Annotated in this window: 16 protein-coding genes, 1 tRNA gene and 1 pseudogene; 14 read left to right on the forward strand and 4 right to left on the reverse strand. The window is 62.5% G+C overall.

What is annotated here, in order from left to right:
* The first annotated feature begins 5 nt into the window (after positions 1 to 5).
* The 7 genes and pseudogenes from fdnG to AB8841_RS02010 all read left to right on the forward strand — a co-directional run bounded on the left by fdnG (position 6) and on the right by AB8841_RS02010 (position 9,142).
* On the forward strand, positions 6 to 3,089 hold the full coding sequence (fdnG, locus tag AB8841_RS01980) for a formate dehydrogenase-N subunit alpha (RefSeq protein WP_370434202.1): 3,084 nt from the start codon (positions 6 to 8) through the stop codon (positions 3,087 to 3,089).
* Positions 3,090 to 3,100: 11 nt separating this feature from the next.
* A complete protein-coding gene (gene fdxH / locus AB8841_RS01985; protein ID WP_370434203.1) occupies positions 3,101 to 4,051 on the forward strand; it encodes a formate dehydrogenase subunit beta in 951 nt (316 codons plus the stop codon).
* A complete protein-coding gene (locus AB8841_RS01990) occupies positions 4,051 to 4,746 on the forward strand; it encodes a formate dehydrogenase subunit gamma (protein WP_370434204.1) in 696 nt (231 codons plus the stop codon). The genes fdxH and AB8841_RS01990 overlap by 1 nt, the downstream gene beginning before the upstream one ends.
* 41 nt (positions 4,747 to 4,787) lie before the next feature.
* A complete protein-coding gene (gene fdhE, locus AB8841_RS01995) occupies positions 4,788 to 5,705 on the forward strand; it encodes a formate dehydrogenase accessory protein FdhE (RefSeq protein WP_370434205.1) in 918 nt (305 codons plus the stop codon).
* Positions 5,706 to 5,708: 3 nt separating this feature from the next.
* A complete protein-coding gene (selA, locus tag AB8841_RS02000) occupies positions 5,709 to 7,112 on the forward strand; it encodes an L-seryl-tRNA(Sec) selenium transferase (protein WP_370434206.1) in 1,404 nt (467 codons plus the stop codon).
* Positions 7,109 to 8,938: pseudogene (selB, locus tag AB8841_RS02005) on the forward strand (selenocysteine-specific translation elongation factor); the annotation flags it as partial. The gene selA and the pseudogene selB, both read left to right, overlap by 4 nt.
* Before the next feature lie 108 nt (positions 8,939 to 9,046).
* Positions 9,047 to 9,142, forward strand: a tRNA-Sec gene (locus tag AB8841_RS02010).
* Between the two features lie 698 nt (positions 9,143 to 9,840).
* On the opposite strand, the gene selD is transcribed toward AB8841_RS02010, so the two are convergent.
* Positions 9,841 to 10,887, reverse strand: coding sequence for a selenide, water dikinase SelD (selD, locus tag AB8841_RS02015; RefSeq protein ID WP_370434207.1), 1,047 nt, complete (start codon positions 10,885 to 10,887; stop codon positions 9,841 to 9,843).
* A 510-nt stretch (positions 10,888 to 11,397) separates the two neighbouring features.
* On the opposite strand from selD, the gene AB8841_RS02020 reads away from it, so the two are divergent.
* The 6 genes from AB8841_RS02020 to AB8841_RS02045 all read left to right on the forward strand — a co-directional run bounded on the left by AB8841_RS02020 (position 11,398) and on the right by AB8841_RS02045 (position 19,064).
* Positions 11,398 to 12,603 carry an HlyD family secretion protein gene (locus AB8841_RS02020; RefSeq protein WP_370434208.1) on the forward strand — a complete coding sequence of 402 codons (1,206 nt, stop codon included), beginning with the start codon at positions 11,398 to 11,400 and terminating at the stop codon, positions 12,601 to 12,603.
* Positions 12,604 to 14,574, forward strand: a complete 1,971-nt coding sequence (locus AB8841_RS02025; protein ID WP_370434209.1) for a glycosyltransferase — start codon at positions 12,604 to 12,606, stop codon at positions 14,572 to 14,574.
* A 23-nt stretch (positions 14,575 to 14,597) separates the two neighbouring features.
* On the forward strand, positions 14,598 to 15,713 hold the full coding sequence (locus AB8841_RS02030) for a cache domain-containing protein (protein WP_370434210.1): 1,116 nt from the start codon (positions 14,598 to 14,600) through the stop codon (positions 15,711 to 15,713).
* A gap of 171 nt (positions 15,714 to 15,884) precedes the next feature.
* Positions 15,885 to 16,817, forward strand: coding sequence for a 3-keto-5-aminohexanoate cleavage protein (locus tag AB8841_RS02035; RefSeq protein WP_370434211.1), 933 nt, complete (start codon positions 15,885 to 15,887; stop codon positions 16,815 to 16,817).
* Between the two features lie 164 nt (positions 16,818 to 16,981).
* Complete coding sequence (locus AB8841_RS02040) at positions 16,982 to 18,181, forward strand: ABC transporter substrate-binding protein (RefSeq protein WP_370434212.1); 1,200 nt, start codon at positions 16,982 to 16,984, stop codon at positions 18,179 to 18,181.
* A gap of 106 nt (positions 18,182 to 18,287) precedes the next feature.
* Positions 18,288 to 19,064: an SDR family oxidoreductase gene (locus AB8841_RS02045; RefSeq protein WP_370434213.1), complete on the forward strand. Its 777-nt coding sequence runs from the start codon at positions 18,288 to 18,290 to the stop codon at positions 19,062 to 19,064.
* 399 nt (positions 19,065 to 19,463) lie between these two features.
* Here AB8841_RS02045 and gcvA read toward each other — a convergent pair whose 3' ends face one another.
* A complete protein-coding gene (gene gcvA / locus AB8841_RS02050) occupies positions 19,464 to 20,372 on the reverse strand; it encodes a transcriptional regulator GcvA (RefSeq protein WP_370434214.1) in 909 nt (302 codons plus the stop codon).
* A gap of 129 nt (positions 20,373 to 20,501) precedes the next feature.
* On the opposite strand from gcvA, the gene AB8841_RS02055 reads away from it, so the two are divergent.
* A complete protein-coding gene (locus tag AB8841_RS02055) occupies positions 20,502 to 21,206 on the forward strand; it encodes an SDR family oxidoreductase (RefSeq protein WP_370434215.1) in 705 nt (234 codons plus the stop codon).
* A gap of 387 nt (positions 21,207 to 21,593) precedes the next feature.
* Here the strand turns inward: AB8841_RS02055 and AB8841_RS02060 are convergent, their stop codons facing one another.
* Together AB8841_RS02060 and AB8841_RS02065 are read right to left on the reverse strand one after the other, a co-directional pair.
* Positions 21,594 to 21,812 carry a YbdD/YjiX family protein gene (locus AB8841_RS02060; RefSeq protein ID WP_370434216.1) on the reverse strand — a complete coding sequence of 73 codons (219 nt, stop codon included), beginning with the start codon at positions 21,810 to 21,812 and terminating at the stop codon, positions 21,594 to 21,596.
* Between the two features lie 11 nt (positions 21,813 to 21,823).
* The gene (locus AB8841_RS02065; protein ID WP_370434217.1) at positions 21,824 to 23,917 is read right to left on the reverse strand and encodes a carbon starvation CstA family protein; all 2,094 of its coding nucleotides are present in this window, start codon (positions 23,915 to 23,917) and stop codon (positions 21,824 to 21,826) included.
* Positions 23,918 to 24,147: the final 230 nt, after the last annotated feature.

Consider the following 24,147-nt stretch of genomic DNA (forward strand, 5'->3'; position numbering starts at 1 on the left):
TTACCATGAACATGGAACTCTCACGACGCGGCTTCCTCAAAGCCGCCGGCGTGGGTGTTGCCGGTACCACGTTAGGGGCCTTCGGGTTCTCAGAGCTTGAGGCGGCACAGGTTGCGGCCGTCAGACCGTTCAAGCTGCTGAACACGATGGAGACGCGCAATACCTGTCCGTATTGCTCGGTGGCTTGCGGCATCATCATGTATTCCAAGGGCGACCTTCGGAAGGGCGAGGCGGCCGATATCACCCATATCGAGGGCGATGCGGATCATCCGACGAACCGGGGGACGCTCTGCCCGAAGGGCGCGGCCCTGAAGGACTTCGTGAAGGCTGACACTCGGCTGAAGTACCCGATGATCCGCAAGCCCGGTGGAGACAAGTTCGAACGGGTTTCGTGGGATCAGGCGCTCGACCGTATCGCAAGGCTGATGAAGGATGATCGCGATGCGAACTTCATCGCCGCTAACACGGCTGGTGTTCCCGTCAATCGCTGGACGACGGTGGGTTTTCTTGCCGCTTCGGCGACCACGAATGAGACCGCTTATCTGACCTACAAGGTCGTTCGCAGCACAGGAATCGTCGCATTCGATAATCAGGCGCGCGTTTGACACGGCCCCACGGTGTCCAGTCTGGGCCCAACTTTCGGTCGTGGCGCGATGACCAATTCATGGACGGATATCCGGAATACGGATCTCGTCATCATCATGGGCGGCAACGCTGCCGAAGCTCATCCGTGCGGCTTCAAATGGGTCACGGAAGCTAAGGCCAATCGCGGCGCGAAGCTCATCGTCGTCGATCCGCGCTTCACGCGCTCGGCATCGGTCTCCGATTTCTATGCACCCATTCGGCAGGGCACCGATATCGCGTTCCTGCTCGGCGTGATCAACTACTGCATCCAGAACGACAAGATTCAGTGGGAATACGTGAAGGCCTTCACGAATGCGTCCTATGTCGTGAAGGACGGCTTCGCCTATAAGGATGGCCTGTTCACGGGCTACGACGAGAACAAGCGCGACTACGATCGCTCGACCTGGGAATACGACATCGGCCCGGACGGCTTCGCGGTGGTCGACGACACGCTGCAGAACCCGCGTTGCGTCTGGAACCTGCTCAAGACCCATGTCGCCACTTACACGCCCGACATGGTCGAGCGGATCTGCGGCACGCCCAAGGACAAGTTCCTGAAGGTGGCGCAGATGATCTCGGAGTGCTCGTCTCCGACGAAGACCATGACGTCGATGTATGCGCTCGGCTGGACGCAGCATTCCAAGGGATCGCAGAACATCCGCACGATGGCGATGCTGCAGCTCATTCTCGGCAATATCGGCGTGCGCGGCGGCGGCATGAATGCCTTGCGCGGGCATTCGAATATCCAGGGGCTCACCGATATCGGCCTGATGTCGAACCTTCTGCCGGGCTACCTCAACATCCCTGTCGAGAAAGAGGTCGATTTTACGACTTATATGTCGAGCCGGGCATTTAAGCCGCTGCGGCCGAACCAGACCAGCTACTGGCAGAATTACAAGAAGTTCTTCGTCAGTATCCAGAAGGCGCTGTGGGGTGATGCTGCGACGCCACAGAACGACTTCGCCTATCAGTACCTGCCCAAGCTCGACGTGCCGGCCTACGACGTGCTGCGCTATTTCGAGATGATGCACCAGGGCCAGGTGAACGGCTATTTCTGCCAGGGCTTCAATCCGCTTCTGGCCTTCCCGAACCGTCAGAAGATCACGGAGTCTCTGTCGAAGCTGAAATGGCTCGTGACCATGGATCCGCTGGAGACGGAAACGTCCCGGTTCTGGGAGAACCACGGCGAGTACAACAACGTGAGCTCCGCTTCCATCCAGACGGAGGTGATCCAGTTGCCGTCCACCTGCTTTGCGGAGGATGACGGCTCGCTCGTCAATTCCAGCCGCTGGCTGCAATGGCACTGGGCGGGCGGCACCCCTCCCGGAGAGGCGAAGCACGATACGTGGATCATAGGGCAGATCTATCGCCGGCTGCGGGACCTCTACCAGAAGGAGGGAGGACCCTTTCCGGACCCGATCCTCAATCTCACCTGGAACTATCGGGATCCGAACGAGCCCTCTCCGGAAGAACTCGCCATGGAGCTCAACGGCTACGCTGTCGAGACCCTCTATGACCCGGCCGACCCCACGAAGGTGGTGCTGGAGAAGGGCAAGCAGGTCGTCAATTTCTCGGTCCTGCGTGACGACGGTACCACCGCCTGCGGCTGCTGGATCTATTCCGGCTGCTTCAACGAGGCCGGGAACAACATGGCGCGTCGGGATAATTCGGATCCGGACGACACCGGCGCCTATCCGAACTGGTCCTTCTCATGGCCTCTCAACCGGCGCATCCTCTACAATCGCGCCTCCGCGGACCTGCAGGGCAATCCGTGGGATCCGACCCGCAAGCTGATCGCCTGGGACGGAACGAAATGGTCAGGCTACGACGTTCCGGACATCGCGCCCAACGCGAAGCCCGATGAGGTTGGCCCCTTCATCATGAACCAGGAGGGCGTGTCGCGTCTCTTCGCCCGCGGCCTCATGCGGGATGGACCCTTCCCTGTGCATTACGAGCCGTTCGAGGCGCCGATCGCCAACGTCGTGGCGCCCAGGATCCGGGGCAACCCGGTGGCGCGGGTCTTCCAGAGCGATGTGGCGCAGTTCGCCACTTCGGAGGAGTTTCCCTATGCGGCGACCTCGTACAGGCTGACGGAGCATTTCCACTACTGGACGAAGCACAACCGGGTGAACGCGGCGCTCCAGCCGGAGTTCTTCGTCGAGATCTCGGAGCAGCTCGCAGCCGAGAAGGGCATTGCGCCCGGCTCCTGGGTGCGGGTGTGGTCCAAGCGCGGTGAGGTGAAGGCGAAAGCCGTCGTGACGAAGCGCATCAAGCCTCTCATCTGCGACGGCAAGCCGGTCCACGTGGTCGGCATCCCGCTGCATTGGGGCTTCAGCGGGGTGGCCCGGAAGGGATGGGGGCCGAATTCCCTCACGCCGTTCGTGGGCGACGCCAACATCGAGACGCCTGAGTACAAGGCGTTCCTCGTCAATATCGAACCCACGACAGCTCCGGCGTCGGTCTGAGGAGGAGTGGAATGGAACCAAGTCCCCATACCGCAACCAGCAATCCTCCCGTCGCTGCCACAGCCTCGAACCTGTCGGAGCGGGATCTCGTTCGCCGTTCCGCATCGACGGTTCCGCCGCCGGCCCGTCAGTTGGAGCCGGTCGCGAAGCTCATCGACGTGTCGAAATGCATCGGCTGCAAGGCCTGCCAATCGGCCTGCATCGAATGGAACGATACGCATCCGGACATCGAAACCAATGTGGGCGTCTATGAGAACCCGCATGATCTGACGCCGGACATGTTCACCCTGATGCGGTTCACCGAATGGGACAATCCGCAGACGGGGAACCTCGAATGGCTGATCCGCAAGGATGGCTGCATGCATTGTGCGGATCCAGGCTGCCTGAAGGCCTGCCCCGCGCCCGGAGCCATCGTGCAGTACTCCAACGGAATCGTGGATTTCATCCACGAGAACTGCATCGGCTGCGGCTATTGCATCAAGGGATGCCCCTTCAACATCCCGCGCATTTCGAAGGTCGATCATACGGCCTACAAATGTACTCTCTGCTCCGACCGCGTCGCCGTTGGGCAGGGGCCGGCCTGCGCGAAGGCCTGTCCGACCCACGCGATTACCTTCGGCACCAAAGAGGATATGAAGAACCTCGCCGACAGTCGGATCAAGGATCTCAAATCCCGCGGCTACGAGAATGCCGGCCTCTATGATCCGCCAGGGGTGGGCGGAACGCATGTGATGTACGTTCTGCATCACAATGATCAGCCCGAAATCTATTCGGGTCTGCCGAAGGATCCGAAGATCAGCCCTGTCGTCAATGCCTGGAAGGGTATGACGAAGTATCTGGGCTTCGCAGCGATGGGTCTTGCAGCCGCGGCGGGCGTCCTCCATGCGGCTCTGGTCAGCCCCAACCGTGTCACACGGGAGGATGAGGAGAAAGCCGAGGATCTCGTGAAGGAGAAGACCTGATGGCTGTCACGGACATCGCGAAGGAAGATGCGATTTATCCCGGCAAGCCGGTTGTCGTGGGCCGGTACAACCTGCCGGCTCGGATCAATCACTGGATCACGGCGGCTTCGCTCATTCTTCTCGCGCTGTCGGGCCTTGCCTTCTTCCATCCGTCACTGTTCTTCCTGACGGGCCTGTTCGGTGGCGGACAAAACGCTCGTGCCTTTCATCCCTGGATCGGCGTCGTCCTGTTCTTCAGCTTCGCTGGCCTCTTCATCCGCTTCTGGCGCGCCAATCTGCCGGAGAAATCCGACACGGAATGGCTTGCGCATACCAGTGATGTGATTGCCGGAAACGAGGACAGGCTGCCCGAGGTCGGCCGCTATAATGCGATTCAGAAGTTCAATTTCTGGGTCATGGCGCTCCTGATCATTGGCCTGATCCTGACGGGCCTCGCGATCTGGGATCAGTATTTCTCCGACTGGACGACCATTCCACAGAAGCGCGCCGCGGTTCTCATTCATTCTCTCGCAGCGGTCGCGCTCATCTGCATCTGGATCGTCCATGTCTATGCGGCGATCTGGACGCGCGGCACGCTTCGGGCGATGACGCGTGGTTCGGTCACCGGCGGCTGGGCCTGGAAACACCACCGCCGCTGGTTGAAGGAGCTGGCGGAGCGCCATAGAACGAAGAAGCCGGCGACGCCTGCCGAGTAGGTGGCGCCATGACACGTGACCCGTGCGGTTCGTGAGGTTGCATGACACATTCCAGTTCCGTCGAGCCGAACCCAGCATCCATCGGTCGCGTTCCGGCCCCACCCTTCGTCCGATTGCCGGATCCGAGAGCCCTTTTCGAGGCTCGGCATCTGCGCCTCGAAACTCTGGCGCAATCAAGCGAGCTTGCGCCCTACCTGCGGTTCGTTGCAGGGATCTCGGCTGCTCAAAACCGTATCCAGGACGATCTGCCCGAACCTGATCTTCCGTCGTCGGAAATTCTCGAGCGGGCGCATGAATTCGGCATGCCGCCCCTCGATAGAAGCCGTGTCGAACGCGATGAGGTCTTGGGTGAGACCCTGGAACGCCTGTTTGACGCGGTCACGCCGCTGGCCAAGCCGCCGGAGGCGCAAAGCGCGCTTGAGACGATCAAAGCGGCTCCGCGGGAACGACTGGGTGAGATCATCCACGGCGTTCTGACGGATTCGATCTCGGCCGATGCGCTCGCCGAGCACGTCTATGTGGCGGCTGGGCTGCAAGTCCATTTCGCCCGGCTGGCGGCGAAGCTCGACAAAAACCGGCTGGTCCGGGTCGGGGATGGCGCATGTCCCTGCTGCGGCAGTCCTCCGACCACGTCCCTGGTGGTCGGATGGATCGGAGCTGAGGGCACACGCTACTGCTCCTGCTCCCTGTGCGGCACCCTCTGGAATGTCGTGCGAGTGACATGTGTGCTGTGCAGTTCCACGAAAGGAATCGGCTATCAGGAAGTCGACGGGGGACCAGGAACCATCAAGGCGGAGTGCTGCGACAATTGCCGCGGCTATGTGAAGATTCTCCACCAGCAGAAGGACGCTGCCCTGGACCCGGTCGCAGACGACATCGCAAGCATGGGGCTCGACCTCCTTCTCCGGGACGGCGAATTCCAGCGCGGCGGCTTCAACCCCTTCCTGCTGGGGGTCTGAGCCATGGACGACGCGTCTCCCTCAAGCCTGCGCCGCCTTCCGTCGGTGGATCGTCTGCTGCGCCGCCCAGACCTCGTGGCTGCGGTTGCACAACACGGTCGTTCCGAGACTACGCTCGCGATCCGGGAAACTCTGGGAGAACTCCGTGAGATCCTGAAGCCCGGAACATCGATCGACGAGAGGGATATCGTCGCGTCTGTCCTGTCCCGGATCGATGTTCGTGCCGACACGCGCATGAAGCGGCTTTTCAACCTCACCGGCACGGTGCTGCACACCAATCTCGGCCGCGCGATCCTCGCCGAGGAAGCCATCGAGGCCGCAACGGCCGCCATGCGCCATGCGGTGTCCCTCGAATTCGATCTCGACAGCGGCAAGCGCGGAGAGCGGGACGATCACGTCCGCGCCCTCGTCTGCGAGCTGACAGGGGCGGAGGACGCGACCCTCGTCAACAATAATGCGGCCGCGGTGCTCCTTGTCCTCAATACGCTCTCAACGGGCAGGGAAGCGGTCGTCTCCCGCGGAGAACTCATCGAGATCGGTGGTGCATTCCGAATGCCCGAGATCATGGCAGGGGCAGGGGCACTGCTGCGCGAGGTGGGGACGACGAACCGCACCCATCCGCGCGATTATGTGAATGCACTCGGACCTGAAACCGGGCTCATCCTCAAGGTCCACACCTCGAACTATCGCATCGAAGGATTCACGGCGGAGGTTGACGCTCGCGATCTCGCCAAAATCGCACGGCAGCACAACGTGCCTCTCGTCAATGATCTCGGTTCGGGAACGCTCGTCGATCTCTCCCGGTTCGGACTGAGAAAGGAGCCCACGGTTCGTGAGGCCGTGGATGAGGGTGCGGATCTCGTCACCTTCTCGGGCGACAAGCTCCTCGGCGGGCCGCAGGCGGGCTTCATCGTCGGGCGCAAGGACCTCATCGCCGCCATCAACCGCAACCCCATGAAGCGCGCGTTGCGGGTCGACAAGATGCGGCTTGCGGCCTGTGAGGCGACCCTGAAACTCTATCGCGATCCCGACCGGCTCACCGAGAGGCTTCCCACCATGCGCTTCCTGGCGCGGTCCGTGAAAGACGTTCGGAAGCAGGCGTCTCGTCTCGCACCGGTCCTGGCCGAAGTCCTGGGAGCCGCTGTCGTTGTCGAGGCCGTGCCATGTCGAAGCCAGATCGGTTCGGGGGCGCTTCCGCTCGATACGATTGCGAGTTTCGGACTGTCGCTGAAACCGAAGGGGGGCGGGCGAGCCCTTGAACAGCTGAGCACCGCGTTCAGACGCTTGCCACGTCCCGTGATCGGCCGCATCGCCGAGGGTGCCCTCATCTTCGATCTCCGGTGCCTTGACCACGAGAACCTGTTTCGGGAGAACCTCTCGTCGCTTAAGCCTGGGGGCGCCTCGTGATCGTCGGCACGTCCGGGCATATCGATCATGGAAAGACCGCGCTCGTCAAAACGCTGACAGGCGTCGATACGGATCGCCTGAAGGAGGAGAAGGCACGCGGCATCACGGTCGATCTCGGCTTCGCCTACTGGCCTCAGGGTAACGGGGATGTCATCGGCTTCGTGGACGTTCCGGGGCATGAACGCTTCGTTCATTCCATGGTGGCGGGCGCGAGCGGCATCGACTTCGTGATGCTGGTGGTAGCGGCGGACGATGCGGTGAAGCCGCAGACCCTCGAGCATCTTGCCATTATCGACCTTCTCGGCATCGATCATGGCGTCGTAGTCCTCAGCAAGGCCGATCTGGCAGATGACGAGCGGCGCATGGAGGCCTGCGAACAGATCCGTGGCGTTCTCGCCGGTACGTCTCTGGCGAACCATCCGATCATTCCCGTCTCCGTCGTCACGGGAGAGGGTGTCGATGCCCTGAAGCAACACCTGCAGGCTGCGAGCGTCCTGCGTCAGCGCCCTGCGGACGGTCTGTTCCGCCTCTCCGTCGACCGCAGCTTCACTCTGGCGGGAGCCGGGACGGTGGTGACGGGGACGATCCTGTCCGGTTCGGTATCGGTGGGCGACCAGGTGGTCATAAGCCCGGCCGGACATGCCGCGCGGGTTCGCTCCATCCGTGCCCAGAACCGTCCGGCGCAGCGGGGCGTGGCGGGCGAGCGTTGTGCCTTGAATCTGGCCGGAGACGGCATCTCGAAGGATACGGTCGGCCGCGGCGATGTGGTCCTCGCACCGGCGCTTCATGCTCCGACCGACAGGATCGACGCTCGCCTCCGTCTTCTCAAAACCGAAAGGAAGCCGGTCGGCCAGTGGCATCCTGTCCGCCTGCACCATGCGGCGGCGGAGGTCGGCGCGCGGATTGTCCTGCTCGAGGACGAGCCGTTGTTGCCGGGCGGGGAAGCTTTCGTCCAGCTTGTCCTCGACCGCCCGATCGCCGCCGCAGCCCATGATCGCTTCGTCCTGCGTGACACGTCGGCACAACGGACGATCGGAGGCGGCATCCTCATCGATCTGCGAGCCCCAGCCCGGCACAGGCGTGGAGCCGAGCGCCGAGCGCAGCTTCATGCCCAGGCGCAGAGCGAGCCGGCGGCCGCCATGGCAGCACTTGCGGCGGTGCATCCGCATGTCTTCGATCTGGCGACCTTTGCCCGAGACCGATCGATGACTCCCGCTGTTGCGACGACCATTGCCGACCGGCTCGGTCTGGTTCGTCTCGCGGCGGGCGCGTCGACGCTGGCCCTCGAGCGGGAGCGCTGGCGGGTTTTCGAAACCCATATCGTCGACGCTCTCGCGGCGTATCACGCCGAGAACCCGGACCTGCAGGGCATGGGCCTCGAGCGACTGCGCCTCCAAAGCGAACCGCGTCTTCCGATCGCGGGATTTCGGTCCGCGCTCCAGGTTCTTGTCGCTGCGGACAGGATCAGGGTCGACGGTGCGTGGATCCACCTTCCTGGCCATGAGGTGCGCCTCGATGCGGGCGAGGAGCGTTTATGGGAGATCGTACAACCGCTTCTGTCGGGCGGGGAGCGCTTTCGCCCGCCCCGCGTCCGTGACATCGCCAATCTTCTGGAACTGCCCGAGGACGAGATCCGTGCTCTGTGCAAGGTCCTCAGCCGCCTCGGCCGGCTTGACGAAGTTGCGCATGATCACTTCTTTCTGCGCGATACCGTTGCCGAAATGGTCGGCATCCTCGAAAAGCTTGCCGCGGGTGCGGCAGGCGGGCAGTTCACGGCAGCGCAATTCCGCGACTGCGTTCTGAGCGGCCGTAAGGTCGCCATCCAGATCCTCGAATTCTTCGACCGGCACGGCGTAACCTTGCGTCGCGGCGATCTTCGTCGCATCAATTCGCATCGACTCGAACTTTTTCGGCAAACGCGGGAGAAAGGACAGGGAGGAGAATCGTCCCCGGTGGGGCGTCCGGACTTCAAATCCGGGTGGGGCTGCGAGCCGGTCCTCGGTGGGTTCGACTCCCACTCTCTTCCGCCATCCTCGCCAAGCGGCCTGTCGCAGGGTCGGAGGTGACTGCCCGTCAGCTAGAGCATCGGACGCAAAAGTGGGAACCGGTTTTGCGTGAAAAGGTGCTCAAGCAAGGAGAGCATCGGACGCAAAAGTGGGAACCGGTTTTGCGTGAAAAGGTGCTCAAAAGCAAAATGTTACAGCATCGGACGTGAGTTCGATTTCACGTCCGATGCTGTAGAGAATCGTGCGGACCCGGCGGGCCGCGCGAGCGAAAAGTCGACCCGGTTTTCCGTCACAACGATGCTCTAGAGGGCGCGGTCAGCGCGATGGCATGCAACCGCGGGACGAATCGGCCTGGTTGGGCGCGGCGGCGCTGTTCATCGGATCGAGACCGCTCGCCGTAGCGGGATGCTCCGAGGGCGATTGCGGGGTGGGCCCTTTCGGAGTCGTGCCGATAAAGGAGCCACCGACCCCCCCCGTCCACCCGGATGAGCCCGCCGTTCCCGGTGAAGTGCCGGAGGCCTGATTATGCGGATCGGGCGGAGTGGCGGCCGTCGTCGAGGGCGCCTCCGGGCAAGGCGACTGTGCCGCATTTTGCGCCCAACAGGGGGTCGACAGGCCGAAGGTTGCGACGACAAGGATCAAGGGGGCTCGCATGGCATCCAGCTCCTCTCGGCTCGAGCATCGGAGCAACGTGACGAAGCGCGGCAGGTTCCGGAAAGTTCCTAAATCACTCGGATCTGCGGAGGGCCGGACTCCGCTCGACCGACGATCCGGGCGGATGGATAGCCGGCCTTGACGGTAAGTCCGACAATTTCTTCCGCCCTCTCCGGCGCGCAGGCGACGAGGAGACCGCCGGACGTTTGAGGATCCGTGAGAAGCTGCCTCTGCCAGAGCTCGAGGCCGTCGGGAAGCACGATAGAACCCCCGTAGCTGTCCCAGTTGCGGGTTGAAGCACCCGTGACGTAGCCTCCCTGGGCAAGCGACACGGCTTCGCGGAACAGAGGGAGGCGGGAGGAGTCGACGGTCAGGGTCAGTCCGGATCCGCGGGCCATTTCAAGGCCATGACCGAGAATGCCGAACCCCGTGACGTCCGTGACGGCGTGGACATCGGGATCCTGGGCAAGCTCGGCGCCGATCCGATTCAGGAGAGTGACCGAATTCATCATTTCCGCATAGGCGTCGGTGGGAAGCGCGTCTTTCTTGAACGCAGCCGAATAGATGCCGACTCCTAGGGCTTTCGTTAGGATAAGCGCATCTCCGGCTTTCGCGCCGCTGTTCCGGCGGATCTCGCCGAGCTTTGCCGTCCCGACGACGGCGAGCCCGTAGACCGGTTCGGGACAGTCGATGGAATGGCCGCCGGCCACGGGAATTCCGGCTTCGGCGCAGATCGTCGCGCCGCCCCTAAGGATTTCGCGAACAGTCGCAGGTGCTATTTTGCCGAGGGGCATGCCGAGGATCGCAAGCGCCATGATCGGTCGGCCACCCATCGCATAAACGTCGGAAATGGCATTGGTCGCTGCGATGCGCCCGAAATCGAAGGGATCATCCACCATTGGCATGAAGAAGTCCGTGGTCGCGATGATGCAGGTCTCCTCGTTCAACTGCCAGACGGCCGCATCGTCCGCCGTCTCGGTGCCGACCAGGAGTTCCCGAAATGGCCCTGCGGCGGGCTGCTCGGAGAGAAGCTGCTGGAGGACCGCCGGCGCCAGTTTACAGCCGCAGCCGCCGCCATGGGACAAATGACTGAGCCGAACATGCTGCATGTCCATCCAAATCCTCCGTTCCTCTGTCCATGGTCCCAGACCTTCGCGGATTATGCAAATCCCGGATCATGTCCACGATGACGAAGCCCTGGACGGTCACGGGACCGGTCGCGAATGAGACCGCCGCACTTGCGTCCGTCGCCTTCATGCCCGGCCCTGAGCCGGGTATCCACGTCTTTGACCTGGTGCGATGCATGAAGACGTGGATGGCCGTGAACCAAGTGCGGCCATGACAAGGAATGGTGACAGCATCGGATTGAATCCCAAAAAGGGCAAATCCACTTCCCAAGTCCGAGACACTCGAGATCCGGTGAGCTGGTTGCATGAGCCTCATGGAACTCGGCGCTGCCTTTTTGGGTTGGCTCGCTGGAGTTGTGACTCTACCACTTTGGAGGTACCCTTTCCGTTGACGGCCGACCCGGTTGATTCGATCCGAACGCGCAGAAGGCGCAGGATCTGAGAGTGGGCGACGTTTGAACAATCTCCATGCCATAGGTTCGGAACGGCGCCCGTATCATGAAGATCTTTCGAGTTATTTTGGGCGCGGTTCTGGTTCTTGGCGGACTTTATATCGTCGTCGGTGAATACCTGTTGGGCACGAGCGCCGACGCCACAATCAACGCCCGCACGGCCGTCCTCCGAGCGCCCATTCAGGGAGTGGCCGAGTTCTCCGTACGGACTATCGGAGCACAAGTCTCTCCCGAAGAGGCCGTGGTACGCATCACGGATGAGCGGTTCGACACGGCCCGCCTGATCGACCTGGAACGGACTCGTTCCACGCTTGAGGCGGATCTGGCGCGGCTTCAGGCTCAATCCGCGGCGGTCAATGAAGCCCGCAAGGTTCTTCAGGAGCAGGCAACGAGCTACCAGGAAGGGCGCTTGCGTCAGATCCGGTCCCGCATCGCCGAAGCGCAGGCTGCCGTGAACTCGGCGGAGGCGCGGTTCCGCGAGGCGGAAAGTGCCTTGGACCGGACCCGGGAACTCAGTTCACGGGGAGTCCAGACTGCGATCACCCTTGACAAGGCCAAGGCGCAGTACGACGTGGCCCAACAGGATATCGCAAGCGCCCGCGAGCGCGTCAGCTATCTCTCAACGGAGCTCTCGTCGGCGCAGAACGGCGTCTTTATCGGCGATTCATACAATGACGCGCCGTTCTCGATTCAGCGCATCCGCGAGTTCGACCTTCGGCTGGCCGAGTTGAGCGCGGAGGCCGAGAACGTCAGGCGGCGGCTCGATCTCACCTCCGAACAGATTGCGGCAGAGCGGGTTCGCGTCAATCGCCTGACGGCCGCCGAACTCTCGATGCAGAGCCCGGGCATCGTCTGGAATTTTCTGGCCAGCAGCGGAGAGCACGTCAATCAGGGGCAGGATCTCGTCCGGTTCGTCGACTGCTCCGCCGTCATGGTCACGACCAGCGTGAGCGAGCGGGTCTATTCCGGTCTCCGAGTCGGAATGCCGGCCCAGTTCAGGCTCAACGGTGACAGCCGGATCTTCGAGGGAACGATCACCCGCCTCGGCGGATCCGGAGCGGCTAGCCTCTATACCACACTTGCCATCGGCCCAAGCCCGGAGCACCTGACCCGCTTCGATGTCGCCCTGAGCGTTCCGGAGTTGACCAGCAATCCGGATCTTTCCTGCGCTGTCGGCCGTACCGGACGGATAGTCTTTTCCGGCGGCCCCCTCACGAGCCTCCGGCGGTCACTGACGAATTTCGGCTTCTAGATGCTCGTCCTGGACCAAGACCTGTCGAGCTTTGCCGGCCTCGCCATCGTGGCCGGGCTCGCCCTGCTGCTTCTGCCGAATGCGACTCCGAAGGTCGGCTGGATCCGAATCCTTCTGCTGAGCCTCACGATCTTCCTTGGTTGGCGCTACATGCTGTGGCGGATCACGGAAACCGTGCCGGGCAACGGGCTGACGACGGACTCGGTCGTGGGCTCGATCTTCGTGGCTATCGAAGCCCTGTCGCTGGTGTCGTCCACGCTGGCCTACCTGGTTCTCATGCGGCGCAAGGAGCGCCACGAGGAAGCCGACCGCAACCTGGGCTGGTGGGGGAGCGCTCCGCCGCGGGTCGATCTCTATATCGCGACCTACAACGAGGAACTCGAGGTTCTGGAGCGAACGCTCGCGGGCGCGCAAGCGCTGGATTACCCCAATCTGCGCGTCTTCGTTCTCGATGACGGACGCCGCGAATGGCTGACCGAGGCCTGCCGCCGCTACGGGGCTGAGCACAGGACACGGCCGACGAACGATCACGCGAAGGCGGGCAACATCAACTATACCCTGGATCAGCGCCTGAAGGAGGACGATGCTCCGGATTTCGTGGCGGTCCTCGACGCGGACTTCGTCCCACACCGCAATTTCGTCCGCCGCGCCGTTGCGCTGTTCCATGATCCCAAGGTCGGCCTTGTCCAGACGCCGCAGCACTTCTTCAACCCGGACCCGATTCAGCACAATCTCTATATTGCGTCCTCCTATCCGGACGAGCAGCGCTTCTTCTTCGATCATCTTGAGCCAGCGCGGGACGCCTGGGGCGTGGCCGTCTGCTGCGGGACCTCCTCGATGGTTCGCGTCTCGGCGCTCCGCGAGATCGGCGGTTTGCCGACCGATAGCGTGACGGAGGACTTCCTCCTGAGCATCCGGCTGGATAGCCATGGCTACCGGACCGTCTACCTCAACGAGGCGCTGACCGAAGGTCTCGCTCCGGAAGGCCTGCACGAATATGTCGTGCAGCGCGGACGCTGGTGTCTGGGGATGATGCAGATCGTACGCAACGTCTACAACCCCCTCGGCTTCAACAACCTTCGATTCATGCAGCGTCTGAGCCTTCTCGACTCGGTGCTGTTCTGGACGACGACGTTCCCGTTCCGCCTGACCGCGCTCGTCTGTCCGCTGCTCTACTGGTTCTTCGGCATCGTGGTCGTCAACGCCTCCGTGCCGGATCTCATCTCCTACTACCTTCCGTACTACGCCGCCGTCCTCATCTCTCTGAACTGGATTTCGGGCGGTCTGATCTGGCCTGTGCTCAACGACGTCTCTCAGCTCATTGCCGCATGGCCGATCACCCGCGCGGTCGCAATGGGCCTGCTGACCAAGGGGCCGCACAAGTTCCGGGTCACCGCCAAAGGCGGCGACCGGACCAGGACAATCGTGCAATGGCCGATGATGAAGCCGTTTGCCGTTCTCTTCGCGCTGACCGTGCTGGGTCTCGTCCTGCCGTTGCTCTTTCCGGAACATTTCGGCCATGTGGCGAAGGCCGGGGACGGCATCCGGATCATCCTGTTCTGGACGCTGTACAACCTGCTGGTGCTCACCGTCACCATGCTGGTCTGCGTCGAACGCCCTCGCGTCAACCGGCCTCAGCGCGATTCCGTCGAGATGGCCCTTCTGTCGGTCGGCATGCAACGGTTCTCGTCATGGGTGCTTGAGCTGGGCGTCGATCATGCACGGGTTCGGGGCGTGTCGCACCTTCCAGTAGGCGTCATGGGGACAATCACTCTGGCCGAGGTGGGCGATGTCGCCATCCGCGTCTCAGCGGAGACGAGCGACGGCTACCATCTTTCCCTGCGCCCGACACCTGAGCAGCGCGACGGGATTCTGCGCAAGCTCCACACGGCCGATGTCAGGCCAGGGGCCGGCCGGGGAGATATTCCTGAAATGGTTCGAGGCTGGATGCGGAGCCTGGTGTCTCGATAGGCGTGAAGCAAGGGAGTGCGAACATGCGCGTTGGGTTGAAAACACTTGTGTTCGTGATCGGCGCCTTGCTGATGCTCGCGCCAGCCATCGTGGCCGGCATGATGTTTACGGATGCCATGCAGAGACGGGCGGAAACGGCGAATGCCGCTCGTCTGCGGGTCCTCGGAGACATCGCGGCCAATCAACTCGGACGGCAGATGTATCGCCTCTGGCAAGATGTCGAAGGCATGTCGCGCATCGCCAATATGGGGGATCCCGAGGAGGCCCGCCGTCAGCTGACCTTGCTGAGCAGCGTCGATCGACGCTATACCTGGATCGGGGTGGCCGATGTCACGGGAAAGGTGATCGCCGCGTCACAGGGGATGCTCGAAGGGGCGAGCGTCGCCGAGAGACCTTGGTTTCGCCGGGGTCTCAACGGCCCGGCAGCGACCGACGTACACGAGGCCTTGCTTCTCGAAAAACTTCTCCCCGCGACCCCAGAGCCGCGTCGCTTCGTGGATTTCTCGGCTCCGATCAAGAACGCGCAGGCAGGCACGACGGGTGTGATCGGCGCCCATTTCGATTGGGCCCTAGTCAAGGATGGACTTCACGCTTTCAGAGGGCAGGGGGTCGAACTCCTCCTCGTTTCGCGAGACCGTGCAGTCTTGTCGGGCCCCTCCAATCTCGAGGGAACGACTTTGTCGGTCGGATCGGCAGTCGCAGCCGGGCAGGGCGCTTCCATCTCGCTCCGCGAGCGGTGGGGTGATGGGAAGAACTATATGACGGTAGTCGTCCCGGTGGTCTGGGAGGACATGCCCGGCTTCGGCTGGAGCGTCATCGTGCGGGCTGATACAAACACGGTGCTCGATCCGATCCGATCCATTGCGCGGGCCTTCTGGACCATACTCGGTGCAGGCGTCCTCGTGGGCTTGGTTCTGCTGTATCTGTTCGCGGCTTGGCTCGCCAAGCCGCTCCAGCGTCTGGTGACGGCCGGGGAGGCGCTCGCCAGCGGCCGATCCGATCAGCCGCCACACGATGAGACCCGCTATGAGGAGGCAACGCGCTTGAGCGCTGCGCTCGTGCGGCTTCAGACCCACTCCGTCAGACCTTATCAACCCTCGCGGACCAAGGCCGACAAGACGTCAATGTCCACGTCCTGAGCCAGCGCTCACCTTCCAGGCGGCTCCGTTGCTGTTCGCGTCTCGAGATCTGAACTGTGATGCAGCTAGGATCCTCCGGGACATGACGGTCTATGGACAGGCGCCAGCCGTCCAGCATAGCTTAGCAAATATTCTCAATCGGCAAGGCGGTTTCCGACCAGGGAGGTTTGAATGAGGCGATCCGAGAAAGTCATCATCAGCTGCGCGATAACCGGATCCATCCATACTCCAAGCATGTCGCCTCACTTACCGGTGACGCCGCAGCAGATCGCCGAGAGCGCCATCGCGGCGGCGGAAGCCGGTGCTGCGATCCTTCACCTGCACGCCCGAGACCCGCAGACCGGTCGCCCGACGCAGAGCCCCGAAGTGTTCAGGCAGTTCCTGCCGGCCATCAAGGAGGGCTGCGACGCCATCGTGAACATCACCACCGGCGGAGGGCTCGGAATGTCACTCGATGAGCGTCTCGCCGCAGCAAAATGGGCGCAGCCCGAGATCGCATCCATGAATATGGGCTCCTTCAATTTCAACATCTCCGGTGCGGGCGCACGCGTCGGGTCGTTCAAGAACGACTGGGAGAAGCCCTATCTTGAGATGACGAAAGATTTCATCCTCTCCAATACGTTCGCGCAGATCGAGCGGGGGATGACCGAACTTGGTGCGCTCGGAACTCGCTTTGAATTCGAGTGCTACGATGTCGGCCATCTCTATAATCTCGCCCATTTCGCCGACCGCGGGCTCGTGCAGCCGCCCTTCTTCGTACAGTCCATTTTCGGGATCCTCGGCGGCATCGGTCCGGAGCCGGAGAACCTGATGCACATGAAGGCGACGGCCGACCGCCTTTTCGGAAACGACTATTATCTCTCCATTCTTGCCGCTGGCCGCCATCAACTGCCGTTCGTGACCATGGGCTCCATCCTCGGCGGTCATGTGCGGGTGGGCCTGGAAGACAATCTTTATCTGGGCAAGGGCGAACTCGCGCCGTCCAATGCCGATCAGGTCCGCAAGATCCGCCGCATCCTCGAGGAGCTTTCCCTCACTATCGCCACACCCGACGACGCGCGCCGCATGCTCCAGACCAAGGGACCTGACAACACCGCTTTCTGAGTGGGGTCGATAGACCACCTTGCCAGTGAGCTGTCACCGAAGTGCTGTGTCCTGTGACGGTCTTCGGGTGCCGCTTCGGACAAGAGAAAAGCAGGCTTGTGGCCTGTGCTTTTCAAGCGTTCACAGGAATGCCTAAGATGGACGTTCCAAACAGGGAGGAAATAATGAAGACGGGCTATGTTCTCAGCGCTCTGGTCGCGATGGTCATGACAGGAGGGGCACAGGCGCAAACCTCGGTCAAGCTGGGCGTCCTAAACGACCGTTCCGGCGTTTATTCCGAGCTGACCGGCGAAGGATCCGTGATCGCGGCCCGCATGGCCGCTGAAGATTTCAAAGCGGCCGAGAAGGGCATCAAGGTCGACATCGTCGCGGCGGATCACCAGAACAAGCCGGATATCGGCGCCAGCATCGCACGGCAATGGTACGATCAGGAGGGGGTCGACGTCATCCTCGACGTTCCGACTTCCTCGGTCGCGCTCGCCGTGAACGGCATTGCCCGCGAGAAGAACAAGATCCTGATCAATTCGGGCGGCGGCACCTCGGATCTGACCGGATCTCAATGCTCGCCCAACACCGTTCACTGGACCTACGACACCTGGGCGCTTGCGAACGGGACCGGCGGTGCCATGGTGAAGCGGGGAGAAAACACGTGGTTCTTCGTCACGGCGGACTATGCCTTCGGGCATGCCCTGGAGCGTGACACTGCGGCCCTGGTGACCAAGGCGGGCGGTAAGGTCGTCGGCACGGTTCGGCATCCTTTCCCGGGCCAAGACTTCGCATCCTTCCTGCTGCAGGCTCAATCCTCGGGCGCCAAGGTCATCGGGCTTGCCAATGCGGGTGGTGACTTCACCAATACGATGAAGCAGGCGGCGGAGTTCGGAATCGTCCAGGGCGGCCAGAGCCTCGCCGGACTTCTCGTCTTCATCACGGATATTCACGCTCTCGGTCTTCAGGTGGCTCAGGGTCTCGTGCTGACCGAGGCATTCTACTGGGATCAGAACGAAGAGACCCGGGCTTGGTCGAAGCGCTTCGCCGACAGGAACGGGGGCAAGATGCCGACCATGGTCCATGCGGGCGTCTATGCCGGCGCACTCCATTACCTCAAGGCCGTCGAAGCCCTGAAGGGTAAGGAAACCGCGAGCGTCATGTCCAAGATGAAGGAGATGCCCACCGACGATCCGCTGTTCGGCAAGGGCATGATCCGTCAGGACGGCCGCAAGGTCCATGACATGTATCTGTTCGAGGTCAAGAAGCCGGCCGAGTCGAAAGGTCCCTGGGATCTCTACAAGCAGCTTGCCACGATCCCAGCCGATCAGGCCTTCCGGCCTCTCAACGAAGGCGGCTGTCCCCTCGTGAAGGGTTGATCGCAACCGAAGCCGATAGGGCCAGATCAGCCTGGCCCTATCTCTTTTGCGGGTTGATTCAAGAACGGCCGCCAGGAGGCCTGTTCAGGGATGGGAAGGGACGGCAATGGACTTGGACATTCGAGGTTTGCGCGTTCTCGTGACGGCGGGAGCTGCCGGCATTGGCCTGGAAATCGCCAGAAGCTTTGTCCGTGAGGGCGCGAAGGTTCATGTGTGTGACGTCGACAACGCGGCGCTCGCCGCGCTGGCGGCGAGCGATCCGGATATCACACGTTCCCACGCCGACGTTGCGAGCCGGTCGGATGTGAGTCGCCTTTTCGACGAAGCTCTTTCCGCTCTCGGCGGGTTGGATGTTCTCGTGAACAATGCCGGGGTCGCGGGACCAACGGCGCGGGTGGATGAGGTCGATCCCGAGGACTGGGATCGAACGCTTCAGGTCAACATCACGGGACAGTTCAACTGCGCCCGTCTTGCAGTCCCGCATCTGCGCGAGAGTAAGAACGCGTCCATCATCAATCTTTCATCCGCGGCAGGCCGTTTCGGCTTTCCCCTTCGCTCCCCCTACTCTGCGTCGAAATGGGCAGCGGTGGGCTTCACGAAAACCCTCGCCATAGAGCTGGGGCCGCTCGGGATCCGGGTCAATGCTATCCTTCCCGGTGTTGTGGAAGGCGAGCGGATCCGCCGCGTGATCGGGAGCAAGGCTCAGGTACGTGGGATCAGCTACGAGGAGATGGAGGACGAGTTCCTTCGGAACGTCTCCTTGAAAGCCGCCGTGGCGCCGCAGCAGATTGCCGATCAGATCGTCTTTCTGTGTTCACCGCGCGGACGGACGATCTCGGGTCAGGCTATCGCAATCGACGGCGATACCCAGTCCCTTGCATGACTTTCACCAGAGCATCGGACGTGAAAAGTGGAATCCACTTTTGGGATCGGATCCGATGCTCCGTTCTTGAAAAGAGCGCCTCGTGCGAAGAATCGGGACCACTTTTTCGCACGAGGCGCAAAACAGAGACGGTCCGACTGATGGACGCGATGTCGTCTTTGGGGCGATGTACTCCCGCCAGGCCTCGCAACGCGCCGAAGGCTTGTGCCCTCGGGTGCAGCAGGTGCGACTGACGATGGCCATGGACTTCTTGGCCATAGAGTGGGCGCTTCGATGCCGCGCTTTCGCTGAGATGAAGCTGCCGGTAGCAAGCCCGTGTGAACAGCGAGAACCACGGGCGAGCAATCGGCTCGCTCATGTCGCCTCGGTGCACGCTGAGCGCCTTTCCGCATGCCTCACTCAGGCTACGTCAGCCGACCTTCTTCGTGCGCCACGAGCAAGCCACGCCCTGACCGCTGCCACTGATGCCGCATGTCGCGGCTTGCGGGGAGAGACGATGTAGAAATCCGACCCGACCCGCAGCTCTGTGGCGAACAGGCGGACGAGGCGTCCGGCGGCGAGATCGTCCTCGACGAAGAACAGGCTGGTGAGCGCCAATCCCTGACCGGCAATCGCCGCCTCGATGGCGAGCGATGTCTGGTTGAAGCGGATGTTCTTGGTAGGGGCGGATGCGCCGTGCGGGAATGCCTGGTCGAGGAACTGCGGCCAGACATTATGGGCATCGTGCAGGAGAGGATAGCGCGTGAGGTTGACGCCTTCTTCGGGGCGTCCCAGCTTCTCGATCAGGAGCGGGCTCCCGACGGCCACCACGACCTGCTCGAAGAGAAGCTCCGCGTTCAGCCCCGGCCCAAAGGGAGGGTGCCCATAGCGAACCGCCAGATCGACCGCATCGGTCTGGAAGTTGGAGATCCGATCGCTGGCGAGGATTCTGAGATCGATCTCGGGATGGGATGCCGTGAAGTCGGGAAGGCGTGGAATCAGCCACTTCGAGGCAAAGGTCGGCGTGACGCTGATCGTCAGGTGCTGGGGCTCCGGTTTCAGCGTCTCGGTGGCGTCCGAGATCAGCTCGAAGGCGCGGCGGATGTTAGCGACATAGCTTCGGCCGGCTTCCGTGAGAGCCAGGGTTCGGGGATGTCGCTCGAACAGCTTCAGCCCAAGCTCCGCCTCCAAGCCCCGGATCTGCTGGGCGACCGCGCCTTGTGTGACGCCGAGCTCCTCGGCCGCGAGCCGGAAGTTCAGGTGCCGCGTGACAACCTCGAAGACACGCAGGCCATTCAGGGAGGGGAGGTGCCGGAGACTGTCCGTCATGCAATAGATTTTCTACTGGAAGATGAGAGCAAAACTGGTTCGTGCGACCTATCCGTTCCTGATATCATACTTAGGAGATGCGTGACAGGCGGCATGATCTGCCGCCATACCAACAAGATGGAGACGACGATGTCAGTAGAAAAAGTGGCGCTGATTACCGCAGGCGGCAGCGGCATGGGCGCCGCTGCGGCCCGCCGATTGGCGGCCGACGGGTTCAAGCTTGCGGTCCTGTCCTCCTCCGGCAAGGGCGAGGCCCTGGCCCAGGAACTTGGCGGCATCGGCGTGACGGGCTCGAACCAATCCAACGACGATCTGAAGCGGCTTGTCGATGCGACAATGGAGAAGTGGGGCCGGATCGACGTGCTGGTCAACAGTGCCGGCCATGGACCCCGTGCACGGATCCTCGAGATCACCGACGAGCAGTGGCATCAGGGCATCGACGTCTACTTCCTGAACGTGGTGCGCCCGACCCGGCTCGTGGCCCCGATCATGGTGCAGCAGAGGGCGGGCTCGATCATCAACATCTCGACGGCCTGGGCGTTCGAGCCGAGCACCATGTTCCCGACATCGGCCGTAGCCCGGGCAGGCCTGGCATCCTTCACGAAGATCTTCGCCGACCAGTATGCGGCCGATAACGTGCGGATGAACAACGTGCTGCCGGGCTGGATCGACAGCCTGCCGGCCACGGAGGAGCGTCGCGACAGCGTGCCTATGAAGCGTTACGGCACGAGCGAGGAGGTGGCCGCGACCATCGCTTTCCTGGCCTCGGAGGGAGCGGGCTACATCACTGGCCAGAACATCCGCGTCGATGGTGGCTTAATGCGGGCGGTGTGACGCCGATGAGGAAGGCGGTCCTTCTCGCCTTTGCATTCTTCGGTCTGGTCTGGGGCGGCAACCTCGTCTTCGTCAAATAAGGCAACGCAGGTGATCACGCCTGGGCAGATCGTGCTGTTCTGGCATTCCCTCCGATGCCTTCTTCTTGGAAACAGCGCATCGTTCCGGCGAAAAACCGGGACCACGTTTTCGCACGATGCGCTACAGCATCGGACGTGAAGTCGAACCCACATCCGATGCTGTAAGTCAGTGCTTTTGAGCATCTTTTCACGCAAAACCGGTACCCACTTTTGCGTCCGAGGCTCTAGGCGCTCCGCAGCCGCGTCGAGCTCCTGGCTGCGGGGCTGATCCGCGGCCTCGCCGTCGGGGACGGGCTGGCATTCTGCGTCAACAGCAGCGGAAACCGCTCCCACCGGCGGCGCCGTAGCGGGCGTTCTGGCGATCGCGGAAGAACTCCGCGTAGCTCATGACAGGCCGGTCAGGATGCGTCCGCCGCATGTGCTCGACATAGGTGTCGTAGTCGGGAACGCCCACCATCAGGCGGACGCCTTGGCACACGCATTTGGCGAACCCGCTCCAGCGCTCGCTTAGATTGGTGTCCGGCATGAATCCTCTCCTCAGCGCATGGCGGAGACCGCGGCTGCAGCATCCTCTTGCAATAGATCTCCTGTGGCCGACGCCTCCCGGGCGGTCCAGCGGTCAGCCCGATAGGCCTCGAAGCACGACCGAATACCGTAATAGAGGATACTCACCACCACGAGCACGAACAGAACCGACAGCGCCGCGTCGATGCGGTCGTTCCAGATGATCTGGCTCATCTGGCTCGGATCCCGGGCCGGCGCCAGCACCTCACCTCGGGCCAGTGCGTCCGAGAACCGGCTGGCGTGCGACAGGAAGCCGATGGTCGGATCGGGATGGAAAATCTTCTGCAGGCCGGCAGTCAACGTGCACACGACCAGCCACGCCGCCGGCAGGATTGTGACCCAGGCGTAGCGCTCCCGCTTCATCCGGAAGATCACCACCGTGCACAGGACAAGGGCGACTGCGGCCAGCATCTGGTTTGAGATCCCGAACAGGGGCCACAGCGTGTTGACCCCGCCTAGCGGATCTGTAACCCCCTGATAAAGGAAGTAGCCCCAGGCACCGACACACAGGGCTGTTGCCGCGATGCTCGATCCCCAGGAAGCCGTGGCCCGGAACCTCGGTATGAAGAATCCGAGCAGGTCCTGCAGCATGAAGCGTCCGGCCCGCGTGCCGGCATCCACCGCGGTGAGGATGAACAGCGCCTCGAACAGGATGGCGAAATGGTACCAGAATGCCATCATTGCCTTGCCGCCAACGATGTTGGAGAAGATCTGGGCCATTCCCACCGCCAGCGTCGGCGCGCCGCCGGTGCGGGAGATGATACTGTGCTCACCCACGTCTCGCGCCGTTTCCTCGATCCGCTGCGGCGTCACGGGAAAGCCCCATGCGGTAGCCTTGGCCGCCGCGCTCTCGGCGGTTGTGCCAATCTGCGCGGAGGGGCTGTTCATGGTGAAGTAGATGCCGGGCTCGATGATGCTGGCTGCGACCAGAGCCATGATCGCCACGAACGACTCCATCAGCATCCCTCCATAACCGATGAAGCGGGCGTTCACCTCGTTGTCAATGAGCTTCGGCGTGGTGCCGGACGCGATCAGGGCATGGAAGCCCGATACGGACCCGCAGGCGATAGTGATGAACAGGAACGGGAACAGGGAGCCGGACCAGACTGGACCGGTGCCGTCCACGAAGCGGGTCAGCGCGGGCATCTTGAGGTCCGGGGCCACCACTACGATGCCGAGCGCCAGTGCCGCGATGGCGCCGATCTTGAGAAAGGTCGAGAGATAGTCGCGCGGGGCCAGGAGCAGCCAAACCGGCAGGATCGAGGCGATGAAGCCATAGCCGATGAGGAGCCAGCACAGCTGGGTGCCGGTGAAGGTGAAGGCCGATCCCCAGGTCGGGCTCGTAGCAACAGGCTGGCCGTACACGATGGCCAGCATCAGCAGCACGAAGCCGATGACTGATACCTCGCCGATGGCGCCCGGCCGGATATAACGCAGGTATAGCCCCATGAGGATGGCGATCGGGATCGTGGCGGCGACCGTGAAGGTGCCCCATGGGCTCTCGGCCAGCGCTTTGACGACGATCAGAGCCAGCACGGCCAGGATGATGACCATGATCATGAAGGTGCCGAAGAGCGCGATGACTCCCGGCACCGGCCCGAGCTCCGCTCGGATCAGTTCACCCAGGGAGCGGCCGTCGCGGCGCATGGAGACGAACAGCACCATGAAGTCCTGCACCGCGCCGGCGATCACCACGCCGGCCAGGATCCACATGACACCCGGTAGGTAGCCCATCTGGGCGGCGAGCACGGGTCCGACAAGCGGTCCCGCCCCAGCGATGGCGGCGAAGTGGTGGCCGAACAGCACGTAGCGATTGGTCGGTATGTAATCGAGCCCGTCATTGTGCCGGACGGCCGGGGTGGCGCGATCCGGATCGAGCTGCATCACGCGCCTGGCGATGAAGAGGGAGTAGTAGCGGTAGGCGATGAGATAGGTGGCGATGGCAGCCACGACGATCCAGAGCGCGTTGACGTGCTCGCCGCGCTCAACGGCGATCAGCGCCAGGGCAAAGGCTCCGAGGATCCCGACAAGAACCCAAATGAGGTGGGATCTAACGGCACTGGTCATGGCCGCGTCCTCCAAATGGTGCTGACGGTCTGACCGTCCGCGATGTTCTCCACCAACGCCGATGGGCGGCCGGGGTTCGAGAGGCTGCTGCATGTGGCGCACGCCCGACGCGCTTGCGCTCGCCATTGCCTGAGACGAGGCGTTGTCACATTCACCGATGGTGGCGCACCGAGGCCAATGCGGTCAACTGACAGGCTCAGACAAGGCCAGCTGCCAACTTCCACGCCGCC

The sequence above is a fragment of the Microvirga sp. TS319 genome, assembly GCF_041276405.1.
Taxonomy (GTDB): Bacteria; Pseudomonadota; Alphaproteobacteria; order Rhizobiales; family Beijerinckiaceae; genus Microvirga.

Bases quoted from the DNA above. Each gene is read 5' to 3' on its own strand.
- fdxH (WP_370434203.1), top strand. From the start codon at position 3,101: ATGGAACCAAGTCCCCATACCGCAACCAGCAATCCTCCCGTCGCTGCC.
- AB8841_RS01990 (WP_370434204.1), top strand. From the start codon at position 4,051: ATGGCTGTCACGGACATCGCGAAGGAAGATGCGATTTATCCCGGCAAG.
- fdhE (WP_370434205.1), top strand. From the start codon at position 4,788: ATGACACATTCCAGTTCCGTCGAGCCGAACCCAGCATCCATCGGTCGC.
- selA (WP_370434206.1), top strand. From the start codon at position 5,709: ATGGACGACGCGTCTCCCTCAAGCCTGCGCCGCCTTCCGTCGGTGGAT.
- selD (WP_370434207.1), bottom strand. From the start codon at position 10,887: ATGGACATGCAGCATGTTCGGCTCAGTCATTTGTCCCATGGCGGCGGC.
- AB8841_RS02020 (WP_370434208.1), top strand. From the start codon at position 11,398: ATGAAGATCTTTCGAGTTATTTTGGGCGCGGTTCTGGTTCTTGGCGGA.
- AB8841_RS02025 (WP_370434209.1), top strand. From the start codon at position 12,604: ATGCTCGTCCTGGACCAAGACCTGTCGAGCTTTGCCGGCCTCGCCATC.
- AB8841_RS02030 (WP_370434210.1), top strand. From the start codon at position 14,598: ATGCGCGTTGGGTTGAAAACACTTGTGTTCGTGATCGGCGCCTTGCTG.
- AB8841_RS02035 (WP_370434211.1), top strand. From the start codon at position 15,885: ATGAGGCGATCCGAGAAAGTCATCATCAGCTGCGCGATAACCGGATCC.
- AB8841_RS02040 (WP_370434212.1), top strand. From the start codon at position 16,982: ATGAAGACGGGCTATGTTCTCAGCGCTCTGGTCGCGATGGTCATGACA.
- AB8841_RS02045 (WP_370434213.1), top strand. From the start codon at position 18,288: ATGGACTTGGACATTCGAGGTTTGCGCGTTCTCGTGACGGCGGGAGCT.
- gcvA (WP_370434214.1), bottom strand. From the start codon at position 20,372: ATGACGGACAGTCTCCGGCACCTCCCCTCCCTGAATGGCCTGCGTGTC.
- AB8841_RS02055 (WP_370434215.1), top strand. From the start codon at position 20,502: ATGTCAGTAGAAAAAGTGGCGCTGATTACCGCAGGCGGCAGCGGCATG.
- AB8841_RS02060 (WP_370434216.1), bottom strand. From the start codon at position 21,812: ATGCCGGACACCAATCTAAGCGAGCGCTGGAGCGGGTTCGCCAAATGC.
- AB8841_RS02065 (WP_370434217.1), bottom strand. From the start codon at position 23,917: ATGACCAGTGCCGTTAGATCCCACCTCATTTGGGTTCTTGTCGGGATC.